Below are 15,384 nucleotides of genomic sequence, written 5' to 3'. Positions count from 1 at the left end.
TATATACTATGATTTGACTATGAAATAAATACTTATTTTCAATAATTTACCATAGGTACATAGTATAAATTTTCTGGGACTATAAAATTTAAATAATAGAATGGTTCTTCATTATTTTCTTCATATATCCATCTTTCCATGACTAACACTCTTGTAGTTCCATCTATTTCTAACAGACTTTTTTCTTCGCTATTAGGAATTCTAATAGTTATCGTCTGATCTACCTTTGATATATCTACCTTTAAATCATTTATAATCATGCTTGCCAAGGATTTTTCAAAATCAAATTTACTATTACCATTGGAAAACCGCTGTGAAAAATATGAATTCTCTATGGCTACTTGTATTTCCTCAACAGTTCTTAACCTCTTTACATAAAGGCACTTTTGATTTATTTTCCATCTCATCTTATTGGTTAATTCCTCACCTGGGATAAAAAAATTCTCATCTAGTATTTTATTGCTAACCTTTATTCCCTTAGTTCTTAAAGTAAAAGTTAAACTAATAAGTGGCTCAAATCCCAAAGAAGGCTTATCTCTTAAAACAAAGGTACCAATTCCTTGTTTCTTATACAGATATCCTTGATTAACTAATAAATCTATAGCTTGCCTTATAGTAGCTCTACCTACTTCATATTTCTCCATCAGTTCCCTTTCAGTTGGGATTTGAGAATTGACCTCCCATCTACCACTTCTAATTGTCTTGGTTATTTCTTCTTTTACTTGTATATACAACGGTGTTTTATCATATCTATCAATCATCATTAATTCCTCCAATGTTTTTTATATTTATATGCTGGCTGATTTATATGATTACCAATTTATTAACATGTTAAGAATTATTTATATCTCTTCATTTATATCTTTTAATTATAAATAAAGAAGAAAGGTAATTATATTAATAATTAAGTATAATTAAAAAGACAGTCTGAAATTACTTTTCAGACTGTCTTACATCTTATTTTACAATATACTAATTTTACAAATGAACTACTTAATTTTGCAGGATAACGGTATTATCAATAATCCTATGAATACTAGACCTATTGCAATAAATAAGATGTAAATTTCTAAAATGATTTACTTAAAATTTTCCTTAAACTAATCTTCATGAAGCCAACATCTAGACCAATGTCCTTTAGAAATCTCTCTTAACTCTGGCAATTCATTTCTACATTTTTCACTAGCTTCATTACAACGATCTGAAAATCTACATCCCTTTGATAATTCTGCTAGATGTGGTACATATCCTTCAATGGTATTCAACCTCTTTTTTTTATCATCTATTCTTGGAATACATTCCATAAGCTTTTTAGTGTATGGATTTATAGGCTCTTCAAATAGTTCTTTATTTGGTGCTATCTCCATAACTTTTCCACAATACATTACCACTACTTCATCTGCCATTTCTGCTACTACTCCCAAGTCATGAGTATTCAATATTATGGACATATTATATTTATTCTTAATGTTACGTAATAACTCTAAAATTTCTGCCTGAATTGTAACATCTAGAGCTGTTGTAGGTTCATCTGCTATTAGTATCTTAGGATTGCAAGCTATTGCCATAGCTATCATAAGTCTTTGTCTCATTCCCCCACTGAACTGATTGGGAAGATGATTGAACCTTTCTTCTCCGTCTGTAATACCTACTGCTTTCATAAGCTCTACAACCACCCCTTTGGATTCCTTTTTATTAACTTTTTTATGGATGATTAGTGCCTCTGCAATTTGTTCTCCTACCTTATTCATTGGATTTAATGTTGACATTGGATCTTGATATATCATAGATATTTCATTTCCTCTTATTTGCCTCATTGCTTTTTCGTTCTTTTTTAACAAATCTTCTCCATTATAATGTATTTCTCCTCCGATTATTCTTCCCGGAAAATCAATTAAACCCATAATAGAAAGAGCAGTTACACTTTTACCACTTCCAGATTCCCCTATAATTGCCATAGTTTTTCCTTCATCCAAGGTAAAGCTTATATCATCTACTGCAGGATATTCATTACTATTCAAATAAAAATAAGTTTTTAAGTTCTTAACCTGAAGCAATGTCATATTATCCCTCCTTAATGAGATTTTGTCTTAGGTAATATGATATCTTTTAAAATATTAAAAATCATAAAAATAAAATAATAAAAAATAGCCAGTAATACAATAAAAGTCATAAATGCAACTCCACCTTCATATGGTGGAATCAAATCCGTTGTATAAAAAAATATCATATAGAACCCCATTCCTCTATAGTAAAATAATCGTTCTACTATAATGAGACTTGAAAACATTATACCTATAACTGTTGGAAATCCTGATAACACTCCATAGATTATACTTTTCATCATATGTTTTTTTATAATTTGAAACCTAGAGCATCCCTTTCCTCTAGCTGCTAGTATATATGGTTTTGTAAAATTTTCTTCTATTGTAGTAGCTGTTATCCTTGCAATATAAGCTGCAGGAAGTATTGATATTGATATTATGGGGTAAATTGCATTAACCAAGGTCTCATCTCCATAGGCTGGAATTGGTCCTAATCCCAATATTGAAAATCCATTATTATATAGATATATGGCAAATATTTGCACAAGTACTATTATTAAAATATCTGGTACTGAAAGAGGTATGAGAGATTGAAGTAGTTTTATTGTTCCACTCCTATCATTCTTTCTACTATCTATAATTCCCTTTGGAATTCCAAGGATTACTGCTAAAATAGCCCCGAAAAATAATATAGATAAACTTTTAGTGGCTGTTTTAACTAACAGTTGACCTACAGTTTCTCCTTGAATCCTAACCTTAAATGCTTCACCACTAAAAAATATTTTAAAATTATTTTTCATATTTTCAAAGATTACGTTTATTTCCATATTGGGTGTGTTTTTGCCATTAGATGAAATTATATCAAAATCTAGAGGTATTCCTGTTACAGCTATAACAAGGAATAAAATTACAAGGAGTATTAATACGTTCATAAGAATTTTTTTAGCTACTACCTTTATTATTTCAGTTTTCATTTTAACTCCTCCTATCTTCATATAAATGACAAGAAACTACCCTTCCATTATCAAGTTCCCTAAGTGCTGGTTCAAGAATTTCACATTTAGCCATTTTTTTAGGACACCTATTGTGGAATGCACATCCTGATGGTATATTCATTGCACTAGGTATTTCACCTTGAAGCTTTATTCTATCAATGCTTCTGCTAGGCTCTGGTACTGGTGAAGCAGACATTAAAGCTTCAGTATATGGGTGCTTTGGAGAGTCGAATATATCATCTACACTACCTTTTTCTACTACTTTTCCAAGATACATCACTGCTACTTTATTACTAACATGCCTTATTACACTTAAATCATGGGATATAAATAAATAGGATAAACCAAATTCATCCTGAAGATCCATAATAAGATTGAGTATCTGAGATTGAACAGATACATCTAAAGCTGATACGGATTCATCACATACTACAAATTTTGGCCTTACTGCCAAAGCCTTAGCTATAGCAACTCTTTGTCTCTGCCCTCCACTAAACTCATGTGGTAATTTTTTAGCGTCATGTCTTGATAACCCTACCATTTCAAGCAACCTTAATACTTCTTTTTTATACTCTAGCGGTTGTACTATTTTGTGTATTTGAAGTGGTTGAATCAAAATATCTTCAATAGTCATTTTATAATCTAGTGCAGAATAAGGGTTTTGAAAAACTATTTGTAAATCTTTTCTTATCTTCCTGAATTCTTTATTACTAATAGTACTAATATCTCTTCCTTCCAAAAATATCTTTCCTTCTGTTGGTTCTAAGAGTCTTAATATCAATCTGCCTATAGTTGATTTACCACTTCCAGATTCCCCAACAAGACCAAGTGTCTCACCCTTTTCTATTTTAAAATCTACACCATTTACTGCATTTACAATTTCTTTATTTACACCAAAAATTTTGTCTTTTATTAAAAATTGCTTTTTTAAGTTTATTACTTCTATCATAGTTTTTCTCCTTTTCAAAGGCTTCTTACTTATCTATCATATAAGAATTCATTGTCATGGTATCTACTATTATCTGTCCAATACTTTCCATTGTCTTGTAATTTATATTTTCTATAGTATCAATACTACTATTAACTCCCTCTGTTGAAGGATTTCCTATCCCAACACTTGAAAGTGCATTTAACCTCAAATTAATCAAAGCATTTGTAGTTCTATAATTATGATGAAATCTTTGGTATCTCACATCCATTTGTTTAAATCGTTTTTCTATCTCCAACCCCATTAGATAATTGCTTTTATCTGCTCTTTGAGCTGGGAAGGTTATTAGATTTAAATCTTCACCTTCTTTATAACCCGGATAGCTTATATCAAAATAATAGTATCCATGTGACATTGCCATATTTACAGGTATATTCTCTGTTATACCATAATGATATGAACCATCAAACTTTGAATATTTATAACTTTCATACTCATTATCCCAAAATATAAACTGGATTGATTTTTCCAATGGCTCCTCTATAATAGACAATCTCCTTGCCACCTCTAGTGCTGTTGCAGCGGGCGTTGCTGTCATTGCATAGGAAAATTCAGTTCCATTTATATGGACACCATCATAGCTTGATCCTATAATTACTAACTCACCTGGCTCTTCGTAGGTTTTGTCTTTACCAGGTAAAAATGCAGTGATATTTCTTCCCTTATATTTAGGTAGCTTTGGATAGTCAAAATTTATCTCAACTTCTCTATAACCACTTTCTAACTCTACCCTTAAATCATCAAATGGAATGATTGCAGTGGATTTAAAAAGATACGCATTGTTACTTGTATTGTAGCCTCCACCTAATATAAACTGTATATCATAATCAAAATTTTTTCCTGACTCACTACTTATCATCTCTTTGGGAGTATTAAAAGAATTAAATTCTAATCGATTAAATTCCCTCTCAATAGAAAAAAAATCCTTCCCATCTGGTATATTATTTAAATTTTTAGAGTCTGCAGCAATTCCTTTATAATATAATTCTTCTTTTTTCTTATCCATAAAAATACTATCACTTACAGTTGCAATTGTGAAATCTTTATGAAGTTGATAGGTCTTTTCTTCTCCAGCATCATCTGTAAGTTTTATCCAACCTGATTCAATTACCACAGGAGCTAGAATTTCAGGTACTGCTTCTTCAATGTTGGATTCTGGGTTTTTCAGGGTAACTGTTAGTGGAATTTCTTGAGTATTAACCTGATATCCATAGGACTTTAAAGTATTAATTATATATTCTCCAGCTAAATGTCCTCCTTCAGTTCCAGCTACCCTACCTCCATATTTATTCTTTGTAAGTTCTTCAACATGTAGTTTAGCTTGATTTATATCGAATTTATAAAGGCTAGGATGCCACGGTATTACAATATATATAACAATCACTATTATAATTGAAGTCTTAATAATTACAGGTTTGTAGTATTTCTTAATATCCTTAAGCTGAGATATAAATATTTTTGGTGATATTAAATAAGAAATTTTTCTAATAGAACTAATAACTCTGGATTCCCTCTTTTGAAATTCTATTCTAAGTCCTTCTCCTGTAAGATTTATTCCAATTATTGCAATACTAAAAACTAATATAGGATAAAGTGTCATCCAATATGTTGTTTCGTATTGTTTAACATTTCTTGCAATTCTGGAGAGAGTACCTCCCCATTCAGGTTCTAAATTCATCTCATAATTTGCTTTAAAAGCTAGTTCCTTAATTTGTCTTGATACTCCAACAAAAACATAAAGAACTGCTAACTGAGCAATTAGAAACAACGCCATTCCCATTTCTTTAAAAAATAAACTTATGCTAGTTGGTAATATATGTGGTAGGATATTTTGACGTGCTATCTGTAGCTTAGTCTTCCCTATAGCTATTTCACCTTCAATAAAGTCTTCTTCCATAACCATTCTAGTTGAATCTTCAATGATTCCAGCCAACTTTGCCCACCCCACCATGGTAAGTACTATAGCAAATGCAAAAATTGATTTATCCATTTGTAGATTCCTAAAATATCCTATATTCAAAATTACAAAGCTAAATAAGAGCATAGGTATTGCAGTAAAAAATGTATTAAATATTTTTATTATACTTGAAATAAACTTTACACCCATTCCTGCAGCCAATCCAAGTGGAAGGGCTAAAATCATCCTAAATATAGCTACAAGAAGTGCCAATTTTAATGTGTTTCTAGTTCCATATACAAGTCTTGAGTAAACATCCCTTCCAGCATCATCTGTTCCAAAGCTATTATCTTTATTAGGTGGCATTGGATTATTCGCAAACTTTTCCACCCATTTTCCTTCCTCTTTGTATTCTATATACTTAGGTACTTCTTCAAAAAGAGGATCCTTTGATGTGAAAAATCCTGGGTATAAGGCCACAATTGCTAGAAATATTACAATTATACTTCCAAGAAGTAGTGGAAAATTAATCTTTCTCATTTTATAGGTACTTCCCTTCAAATAATATTTTACTTATGAGTATATATTTAAGTTATATGTAAATTAATAGTTAGGTATGCTTATCTATTATTTTATCTAATCGTTAAGGTTCTATCAATGAATTTCATTAACCATATTTCAACATTAAACGTAAAACTTCAATATTTTTTTCAACATGAAAAACCAGTAAAGATTAATATTTTTAATCTTTACTGGTTTGTACATTGTGATATTCCAATGTATAACTTCTAATTTCTAATCACATTAAAATTCAATATTAAAATTTTATTTTATCCTTTTGAATTTTATTTATTATTAAAATGCCTATAATACTTAAAATCAACCTAACACAACTATATACCTATAATTATATATAACTATATACATATAATCCCATTTAAATATATAACTATTTAAATAGTTGTTCTACACATGCGGTTTTAAAGCTTTTTTCTTATTTGAATAATATGATTAAGTCTAAGTTAACGTATAAAAATTTGCATGTAATATCCATGTTCTAGTGGAATAATTACGAATAATACTGTTGAAAAATGATACTGTTAATATTCTAGAAAATATACTTATACAAAAATAATTTGCCACCATTACAAAACTTATGGTGGCAAATCGGTAGCAAATCATATTTTTATTCATATTTAAGTGGCTTAAAGCCCTTATTTATCTCACTAACTTAACTACACATTCCACATGATGCCCTTGGGGGAACATGTCTACTGGTTGCAGCTCTACAGCTTTATAGCCTAATCCTTCAAGAACTTTCAAATCTCTTGCTAATGTTGCAGGATCACATGATACATACACTATTCTTTTGGGTTTTACTCCTGCTATGGCATGTAAAAGTGATTCCTCACAGCCCTTTCTTGGAGGATCTAACATAATTACATCTGGTTGTATCCCACCTTCTATTAGTTTTGGAATTTCTTCTTCTGATTTTCCTACTATAAATTCCACATTATTTATATTATTTATTACTTTATTTTCATTGGCATTCTCTATAGCTTCTGGTATTATTTCAATTCCAAAGACCATTTTTGCTCTTCTAGATAGGAATAATGATATGGTTCCTGTACCACAATAAGCATCAAATACAATTTCATTTCCTGTAAGACTAGCATATTCTAATGCTTTTTTATATAGCATTTCTGTTTGTACAGGATTTACTTGGAAGAAAGATAGTGGTGATATATTAAATCTAAATTCCCCTATATAATCTGATATGGTGTCTGTTCCCCATAGATTAATAGATTTGTTGCCTAAAATCACATTTGTTTTATCCTTATTAACATTTTGAATTATAGATTTAAGATTTAAGATTTCTTCTCTAAGAGATTTTATAAGTGGTTTTATATTAGGTAACTTTTCTCCATTAGTAACTATTACTACCATTACTTCCTTAGTCTTAAAACCTTCTCTAATCATTATATGTCTTACTACACCACTATGGCTTTTTTCATCATAAGGAGTTACTTTATACTCTTTCATCCATTCCTTAAGGAGCTTAACAACTTTATCACCGATTTTACTTTGTATATAACAATGATCCATATTGATTATTTCATGGGATCTTGGTGCATAAAATCCTACTACTATGTTTCCATCATTATTTCCAACTGGTAACTGAACCTTATTTCTATAGTTATATGGGAAATCCATACCCATGGTATTATGTACCTTTAATCCTTCTATCTTTCCTACTCTTTCCATAACATCCTTTACTCTTTGAGTTTTGAAGTTAAGTTGTTCTTCATAGGATATATGCTGAAGATTACAGCCTCCACATCTCTTATAAATTGGACATATAGGTTCTGTCCTATATTTAGATGAGAGAATTACATCTAATAATTTACCTATTCCATAGGTTTTACTAACTTTTATAAGCTTTATCTTTACTGTTTCACCCTTTATGGCTCCTTTAACAAACACAGTAAAGTTATTTATTTTTCCTACACCTTCTCCTTCATGTCCATAGCCATCTATCTTAATTATATAGTCTTTATTTTTTGCAATTTCTATATTTACATGATTATTGTTTAATTCCAAAATAAGATTTTCTATCTCAGCTTCTCTTTCTTCACTTTCCCTTTGTTCTTTTATTATTTTTTCTTTTTCTAATGCTGCTTCCACTCTTTCTTTCTCTTGTTTTTCAGCTTCTTCTATAACTTTAACCTTGCTTATATCTTTACGTCTTTTCATAAAACCACCCTCTATTAGCTTATAATTAATTTTAATTCTATCAGAAAATTAGTTAATTAACCATAATAAGTAGTCATAATATAAAATTAAAGTAAGGGCAACTTTAGATTATTACTTAAATTAGCTAAAGTTACCCTTACTATAGTGAATTACATCTTAAAAGTATCACAATCTGTTCTATTGCTACTTATAGCACCTATCCCATTGATGTGTACAAAATTCGCAACACAATCCTTATTAATATTATACCTACAGTTTATTGCATCACATATTATTCTTGGTCCTATACCTCCAGCGAAATTATTAAAGCTTTGTTTTACTTCTCCTCCAATATTCATATTATATACATTAGAAAGAGAATTTTTTATTCCCATTTCTATGAATGTTCCACACTGAGTATACTCACTAGAGTGAGCATTTCCTCCTTGCACATGTATACTGCTAGCGCTGCACATTCCAGAGTTATTGTGTATGCAATTAGTTGCATTACATGCTAAATTTCCACTCATTCATAGCACTCCTATTCTTAATTATTTTCTTAAGTTATTAGATAATACTATTATGTGGAAAAATATATTTTTTATACACGGGGTGTGTCTAAAATTTTAGCTACTTTTAAATACTAATATTACTTAAATTAAATGCCCTTCAAAAAATTAAAGACACCCTTTACGGGTGTCAATAATGAATCAGTTGCCAAAAATGTTATATTTTAAGTCTTATCCACTGGATTACTAATTATACATTAAATTTCAGATAATTTCAATATTTTATATTTATTTTACATAAATTCCATAATTATCTTCATTTTTAGAGATCCACTAGATAAAATTACTTAATATTAGCTTTCCCACTATACACCATTCCTACTTTTGAATCCATGGTTATAAAGCAACCAGATTTTATAATTGAAGATGCATTCTGTGCATTATATATAATAGGAATATTTCTTGATGAACATTCAAGTAGTACACTAGAACTCATTTCATCACTTTCTACTATTATTCCACCAACTTCATCAAGTACACTAGAAAAGTCTCTGCTTAATTTATCAACTATAATAATTTGTTTTTCATCTAAAGAATTAAAAAACTTTTTAGAATTATCTACATGCATTACTGTTCCATAAGCTGTACCAGAATCGCTTCCTTTACCTTGTAAAAGTATATCTCCTATAATATGAACTTTCATCATATTTGTACTACCAACATAGTTCATTGGAATTCCTGCAACAATTACTACAAGATCACCTTTCTCTACATAATTAGCTGATAATGCAATTTGCGAAGTTTTATCTATTAATTCATCTGTATCTTTTAGTTTTGGAGTTATTACAGGAAATACTCCCCAATTTAATGCTAAACTTCTTGCAACTCTTTCATAAGGAGTACAAGCTATTACTGCGCATTCTGGTCTATATTTAGATATCTGTCTTGCTGTTTGACCACTTTGAGTTGCTGTAATTATTGCTGATGCATTTAGTTCCATAGCTGTTGTACAAGTAGCCACACTTATAGCATTAGGTACATTAGAAACATGTAACTTTCTTCTTTTCTTGAAACTTTCCTCGTAGTTTATATATTCCTCTGCCTTCATAGCTATTTGAGACATAGTTTTTACAACTTCCAATGGATATTTCCCACTAGCAGTTTCTCCACTTAGCATTATAGCATCAGTTCCATCAAAGATTGCATTAGCTACATCTGAAGCTTCTGCTCTTGTAGGTCTTGGATTTCTAATCATAGAATCCAACATTTGAGTAGCAGTAATTACTGGCTTTCCGGCTTCGTTACATTTTTCTATAATCATCTTCTGAACCACTGGTACCTCTTCAGTAGGAATTTCTACTCCTAAATCTCCTCTTGCTACCATAATTCCATCAGAATACCTTATTATTTCATCAATATTATCTACACCTTCTCTATTTTCAATTTTTGAAAATATTTGAATGTAATCCCCACCATTCTTATCAAGAAGGTGTCTTATATCTAAAACATCTGTACCTTTTCTTATAAAAGATGCAGCCACTATATCTACTTCACTTTTTATACCAAACATTAAATCTGCAATATCTTTTTCTGTTAGTGCTGGAAGATTTAATTTAACTCCTGGTACATTCATTCCCTTATGATTGCCTATGACTCCTGTATTTTCAACATGAGTTTTAATATTTCTATCTTCTATGTCTAATACCTTTAGTGCTACTAATCCATCATTTATTAAAAGTACATCACCTGACTTAACGTCTTTATAAAGATTTTTATAAGTTATGGAACACTTAGTTTCATCTCCTATAATATCTTCACCACAATGAACTATAAAAATAGTTCCTTCTTTAAGTTCTACAGTTCCATTTTCAAAGTTTCCAGTTCTAATCTCTGGTCCCTTAGTATCAAGTAATATAGCAATATGCTTTTCTAATTCAGCTCTTGCTTCCTTAACCATATCTATTCTTCTCTTATGTTCTTCATGACTTCCATGAGAAAAGTTTAATCTGGCAGCATTCATACCATTTTCAATTAATTTTTTGATAAGTTCCTTTTCATCAGTAGTAGGTCCCATTGTACAAACAATTTTAGTTTTTTTCATAGTTATCCTCCTTTTTATTTGATAGCATTAAAATTTTTTACTCAGATAACTTTATCAATCTATAAAATTATATTAAAAAATTTGCAATTCTACAATAGCTATAATATATTAATTCGACAAATCCACACTTAATTTATATAACTCTTCATTAAAACATGATTTCATCTCTAGAGCTTCTTTTATATCTACATCTACAATTTTATTAGCCTTGATACCTATAAGTCTTGCTGTCTTTCCTTCTAGCAATACTTTAACAGCTTTACTACCCATCCTTGAAGCTAAAATTCTATCAAAAGCGCTAGGACTTCCTCCCCTTTGTATATATCCAAGCACTGTTGCTCTAGTCTCTATTCCTGTTATTCCTTCTATACTTTTAGCCAATTTTTGAGCTCCACCTACACCTTCAGCTAAGATTATAATATTGTGAAGCTTACCATTACGCTTTCCTTTAAAAATGTTCTCACATATATCTTCAATAGTGAGTTTTTTCTCGGGAACTATTACCTGTTCTGCCCCACCAGCAATACCTGAAAACAACGCTAAATCTCCACAATTTCTTCCCATAACTTCAATTACACTTACTCTTTCATGGGAGCTAGAGGTATCTCTAATTTTATTTATGGCATCGATAGCTGTATTTAAAGCTGTATCAAAACCAACAGTATAATCTGTATAAGGTAAATCATTATCTATAGTACCTGGTATTCCTACTGTTGGTATACCTAAATCACTTAATTCCTTAGCACCTCTAAATGATCCATCTCCACCAATTACTATAATTCCATCTATTTTAAGCACTTTAATAACATTAAGAGCCTTCTGTCTACCCTCAGGAGTTCTAAACTCTTCACTTCTAGCAGTCCTTAGTATAGTACCGCCTCTTTGAATTATGTCGGAAACAGAGTGTCTATCCATCTCAAATATTTCCCCATTAATAAGTCCATTAAATCCTCTATGTACTCCAAATACCTGGACTTCACTTTCAATTCCAATCCTAACTACAGCTCTTATAGCTGCATTCATTGCCGGTGAATCTCCTCCGCTAGTCAATACTGCTATTCTTTTCATCATATTACCCCCTAGCTTTATTGTGGTTGTTATTTACAATTATTCTTTTCTTATGTATTTTAATAATATATATTTATAAATAATTCAACCATTAGAATATTAATTGCTTACACAAGCATATACCTACCTAGGTTTATACAATTACTATATTAATTAAAATACCAATATATTATTAAATTTCTACATACTTACTTAACTTAATTTTAATGTTTAGAGTTACTCCTTGCAACCTATTATTAGCTACATTTAAGTATTTATCTATAGATTTGCTATTGTAAATGTTGTCAAGTTTTAATAAAGTTTCTTATAATCTATTCTTCCCATTTTATACTTTATAATTAGTAAATTTCATTAAAATTTATATACAAAATTAAGAAGAGTTACATCCACAATTAAACTAGGCTTTACTAACAATTTAATTTGCAATGTAATATTAATACAATTTATTTATATTTTCATGCAAATTAAAGTTAAATCTAAGTAAAATTTGAACTAACTCTTCTTATACTATTTATAATTAACTTTATTATGTTTAATCATTGAATCACTATCATACTCTATGAAGTAGATTTTGCAAAATATATTACTAATCTTATATTAAATATTGAGCTTACACTTTTATATCAGTTTATTTTACAAAATCCCCTAACTAGCTATCCTATCTCTTAACTAATGGAAAAGCAATTACATCTCTTATAGATGATGAGTTTGTTAAAAACATCATCATTCTATCTATTCCTATTCCAAGCCCTCCTGCTGGCGGCATAGCCACATCTATAGCTACTGCAAATTCTTCATCCATTGGGCTAGCAGTTTCAAGTCCAGCTCTTAATTTCTCAGCTTGCTCATGAAGTAAAATTCTTTGTCTTAACGGATTATTAAGTTCTGAATATGCATTTCCAAGCTCTACTCCAAAGGCATAAGGTTCAAATCTTTCTATTAGATCTGGATTTTTTCTATGAACTTTACATAATGGAGATGAATCTAATGGAAAATCTATTACAAATGTTGGCTCTATTAATTTATCCTCACAGTAGGCCTCAAATAATGTAAGTATCAACTCCCCTTTATTTGCTTCTTTAATACTAAAACCTTCGCTTTGTTCCTCTTCTAATAATCCTTTTTCTATAATTAGCGTAACTATTTCTTCCTTAGTTAATCTCTCCACATCTACTCCTGTATCTTTAAGAACTAAATTGCACATAGTTTCTCTCTTCCATGGAGCTTTAAAATCAATTTCAACACCATCATATACAGCCTTAGTTGTTCCTTTGATTTTAGTAAATACATACCCATATAAGTCTTCCATAATTCTCATCATATCATTATAGTCAGCATAAGCCATGTAGCATTCAAACAATGTGAATTCTGGATAGTGAGTTCTATCTATTCCTTCATTTCTAAAGGAACGTCCCATACTATAAACTCTATCAATACCTCCAACCATTAATCTTTTTAAATATAATTCTGGAGATACATTCATGAACACTTCACAGTTTAATGCATTTACATTAGTTATAAATGGTTTAGCTTCTCCTCCACCATATTTTGTATCTAAAATAGGGGTTTCCATTTCCATAAATCCTTTAGAATTCATAAACTCTCTTATGGCATACATAGCCTTAGATCTATTTACAAATCTATCTCTTACATCCTCATTCATTATCATATCTAGGGATCTATGTCTTTGTCTTAAATCCATATCTTGAATTCCATGATATTTTTCTGGAAGAGGTCTTATAGATTTTGAAAGTACTGTAACATTTAAAGCCTTAATAGTTATTTCATCGGTTTTTGTTTTAAATGCACAACCTTCTACACCAATTATGTCTCCTACATCAAGAAGTTTAATAACTCCATATGCATCTTCACCAAGATCATTTTTACTTATATACACTTGAATATTTCCATTTTTATCTCTTAAATTTAAAAATGTTACTTTACCCATTCTTCTTAACAACATTATTCTTCCTGATAAAATAAATCTCTCTTCACTATCTATATTATCAAAGTTATCTATCACATAGGTTGAAGTTGTGTTTGAATCAAAAGTGTATGGATAAGGATTGATTCCTCTACTTAAAAGTTCATTTAATTTTTTTATTCTCTCTACGTTAAATTCATTTGCATCTTGCATTATTTCTTGTAAGTTATTTAATTCTATATAATCATTGTACATATATAGTACCACCTTTCAATTTTGCTTTTTAACTTTAATTTCTCGTAACTTTTATGAAGCTAAATAACACCTCATTATAGTATTTTCAATTAGACTCAGTTACCTTAATTTCATTATTAAATTACGTTACTTTAGTCCATTAATAAATTTTTGCAAAATAAAAACTCTCACCTCCAAGACAATAGTCTTGGGGACGAGAGTTTGGTAAGTTCAACTTCGTGGTACCACCCCAGTTTATTAATATGTCACCATATTAACCTTTTCAAGTACGGCTTTACAATAAAATAGATTAAGCTTATACCCTAGCTCTATAACGGGAGCACCCGTTACACCATCTCCCTTCCTAAAGGAAACTTCTCTCTTTTTAAGAAGCAACCTCACTTTAAGATAAACTTTAGTGAAGTAAAGATCCTGTGTACAACTCCGAGGCTTTTTTCACCAAACTGTTTTTTGCTTTCTCTCACCATCTAAAGCTCTCTGTAAAAAAATTGAGTTTGATTACTCTTCTCTTCATAGTTTTGTTGAATATATTTTAATATACTCAAAATATAATGTCAAGAATTTTTAAAAAATTTATATTACCAATCTAGTAGGAGATAGATAATTGTTTAGGATTCTTGCTAAAATAGGACTGTTGGAATTCTCCAATAGCCTTTTCTTGTATTTGCATATTCCCATGCTTTATATTCTTAAATGCCTAAAATCTTAAGATTATCATATTTAGTCTTAATTTTCTTCCATTTTTTTTAATAGCATAGGCGTAGACTTCGTCTTAGCCATTCATTTAAATAAATAATTCTAAATTTATGTACAGAGGAAAACCCTCGACATTTCTATCGAGGGTTTCATGATGAAGGTGATATATTTCG

The 15,384-nt window shown here is 30.0% G+C and carries 10 protein-coding genes, 1 pseudogene and 1 other annotated feature; all 11 genes and pseudogenes read right to left on the bottom strand.

Translation table 11 applies throughout. The annotated features are described in order from the left end of the window. Nucleotides 1-38: 38 nt before the first annotated feature. Complete coding sequence (locus ABDZ93_RS10145; protein WP_343826040.1) at nucleotides 39-761, bottom strand: GntR family transcriptional regulator; 723 nt, start codon at nucleotides 759-761, stop codon at nucleotides 39-41. Between the two features lie 339 nt (nucleotides 762-1,100). Next, nucleotides 1,101-2,063, bottom strand: coding sequence for an ABC transporter ATP-binding protein (locus ABDZ93_RS10140; protein ID WP_343826038.1), 963 nt, complete (start codon nucleotides 2,061-2,063; stop codon nucleotides 1,101-1,103). 11 nt (nucleotides 2,064-2,074) lie between these two features. Next, a complete protein-coding gene (locus tag ABDZ93_RS10135; protein ID WP_343826037.1) occupies nucleotides 2,075-3,019 on the bottom strand; it encodes an ABC transporter permease subunit in 945 nt (314 codons plus the stop codon). A gap of 1 nt (nucleotide 3,020) precedes the next feature. Continuing rightward, a complete protein-coding gene (locus ABDZ93_RS10130; protein WP_343826035.1) occupies nucleotides 3,021-3,989 on the bottom strand; it encodes an ABC transporter ATP-binding protein in 969 nt (322 codons plus the stop codon). A gap of 25 nt (nucleotides 3,990-4,014) precedes the next feature. After that, complete coding sequence (locus ABDZ93_RS10125) at nucleotides 4,015-6,465, bottom strand: ABC transporter permease subunit (RefSeq protein ID WP_343826033.1); 2,451 nt, start codon at nucleotides 6,463-6,465, stop codon at nucleotides 4,015-4,017. Between the two features lie 678 nt (nucleotides 6,466-7,143). After that, the gene (rlmD, locus tag ABDZ93_RS10120) at nucleotides 7,144-8,679 is read right to left on the bottom strand and encodes a 23S rRNA (uracil(1939)-C(5))-methyltransferase RlmD (RefSeq protein WP_343826031.1); all 1,536 of its coding nucleotides are present in this window, start codon (nucleotides 8,677-8,679) and stop codon (nucleotides 7,144-7,146) included. A 149-nt stretch (nucleotides 8,680-8,828) separates the two neighbouring features. Continuing rightward, nucleotides 8,829-9,188 (bottom strand): DUF1540 domain-containing protein, encoded by a 360-nt coding sequence (locus ABDZ93_RS10115; RefSeq protein ID WP_343826030.1) that lies wholly within the window; start codon nucleotides 9,186-9,188, stop codon nucleotides 8,829-8,831. Between the two features lie 322 nt (nucleotides 9,189-9,510). Further along, complete coding sequence (pyk, locus tag ABDZ93_RS10110; RefSeq protein ID WP_343826028.1) at nucleotides 9,511-11,268, bottom strand: pyruvate kinase; 1,758 nt, start codon at nucleotides 11,266-11,268, stop codon at nucleotides 9,511-9,513. A 108-nt stretch (nucleotides 11,269-11,376) separates the two neighbouring features. Then, nucleotides 11,377-12,336, bottom strand: a complete 960-nt coding sequence (pfkA, locus tag ABDZ93_RS10105) for a 6-phosphofructokinase (RefSeq protein ID WP_343826026.1) — start codon at nucleotides 12,334-12,336, stop codon at nucleotides 11,377-11,379. 658 nt (nucleotides 12,337-12,994) lie between these two features. Beyond that, nucleotides 12,995-14,515 carry a lysine--tRNA ligase gene (lysS, locus tag ABDZ93_RS10100; RefSeq protein ID WP_343826024.1) on the bottom strand — a complete coding sequence of 507 codons (1,521 nt, stop codon included), beginning with the start codon at nucleotides 14,513-14,515 and terminating at the stop codon, nucleotides 12,995-12,997. Nucleotides 14,516-14,701: 186 nt separating this feature from the next. Next, nucleotides 14,702-15,038: a binding site (T-box leader), on the bottom strand. Between the two features lie 50 nt (nucleotides 15,039-15,088). Next, nucleotides 15,089-15,303: pseudogene (locus ABDZ93_RS10095) on the bottom strand (hypothetical protein); the annotation flags it as partial. Nucleotides 15,304-15,384 lie beyond the last annotated feature (81 nt).

Source organism: Clostridium subterminale (assembly GCF_039521425.1).
Classification (GTDB): domain Bacteria; phylum Bacillota; class Clostridia; order Clostridiales; family Clostridiaceae; genus Clostridium_J; species Clostridium_J subterminale.
This window is presented reverse-complemented; position numbering and strand designations above follow the sequence as displayed.

Bases quoted from the DNA above. Each gene is read 5' to 3' on its own strand.
- ABDZ93_RS10145 (WP_343826040.1), bottom strand. From the start codon at position 761: ATGATTGATAGATATGATAAAACACCGTTGTATATACAAGTAAAAGAA.
- ABDZ93_RS10140 (WP_343826038.1), bottom strand. From the start codon at position 2,063: ATGACATTGCTTCAGGTTAAGAACTTAAAAACTTATTTTTATTTGAAT.
- ABDZ93_RS10135 (WP_343826037.1), bottom strand. From the start codon at position 3,019: ATGAAAACTGAAATAATAAAGGTAGTAGCTAAAAAAATTCTTATGAAC.
- ABDZ93_RS10130 (WP_343826035.1), bottom strand. From the start codon at position 3,989: ATGATAGAAGTAATAAACTTAAAAAAGCAATTTTTAATAAAAGACAAA.
- ABDZ93_RS10125 (WP_343826033.1), bottom strand. From the start codon at position 6,465: ATGAGAAAGATTAATTTTCCACTACTTCTTGGAAGTATAATTGTAATA.
- rlmD (WP_343826031.1), bottom strand. From the start codon at position 8,679: ATGAAAAGACGTAAAGATATAAGCAAGGTTAAAGTTATAGAAGAAGCT.
- ABDZ93_RS10115 (WP_343826030.1), bottom strand. From the start codon at position 9,188: ATGAGTGGAAATTTAGCATGTAATGCAACTAATTGCATACACAATAAC.
- pyk (WP_343826028.1), bottom strand. From the start codon at position 11,268: ATGAAAAAAACTAAAATTGTTTGTACAATGGGACCTACTACTGATGAA.
- pfkA (WP_343826026.1), bottom strand. From the start codon at position 12,336: ATGAAAAGAATAGCAGTATTGACTAGCGGAGGAGATTCACCGGCAATG.
- lysS (WP_343826024.1), bottom strand. From the start codon at position 14,515: ATGTACAATGATTATATAGAATTAAATAACTTACAAGAAATAATGCAA.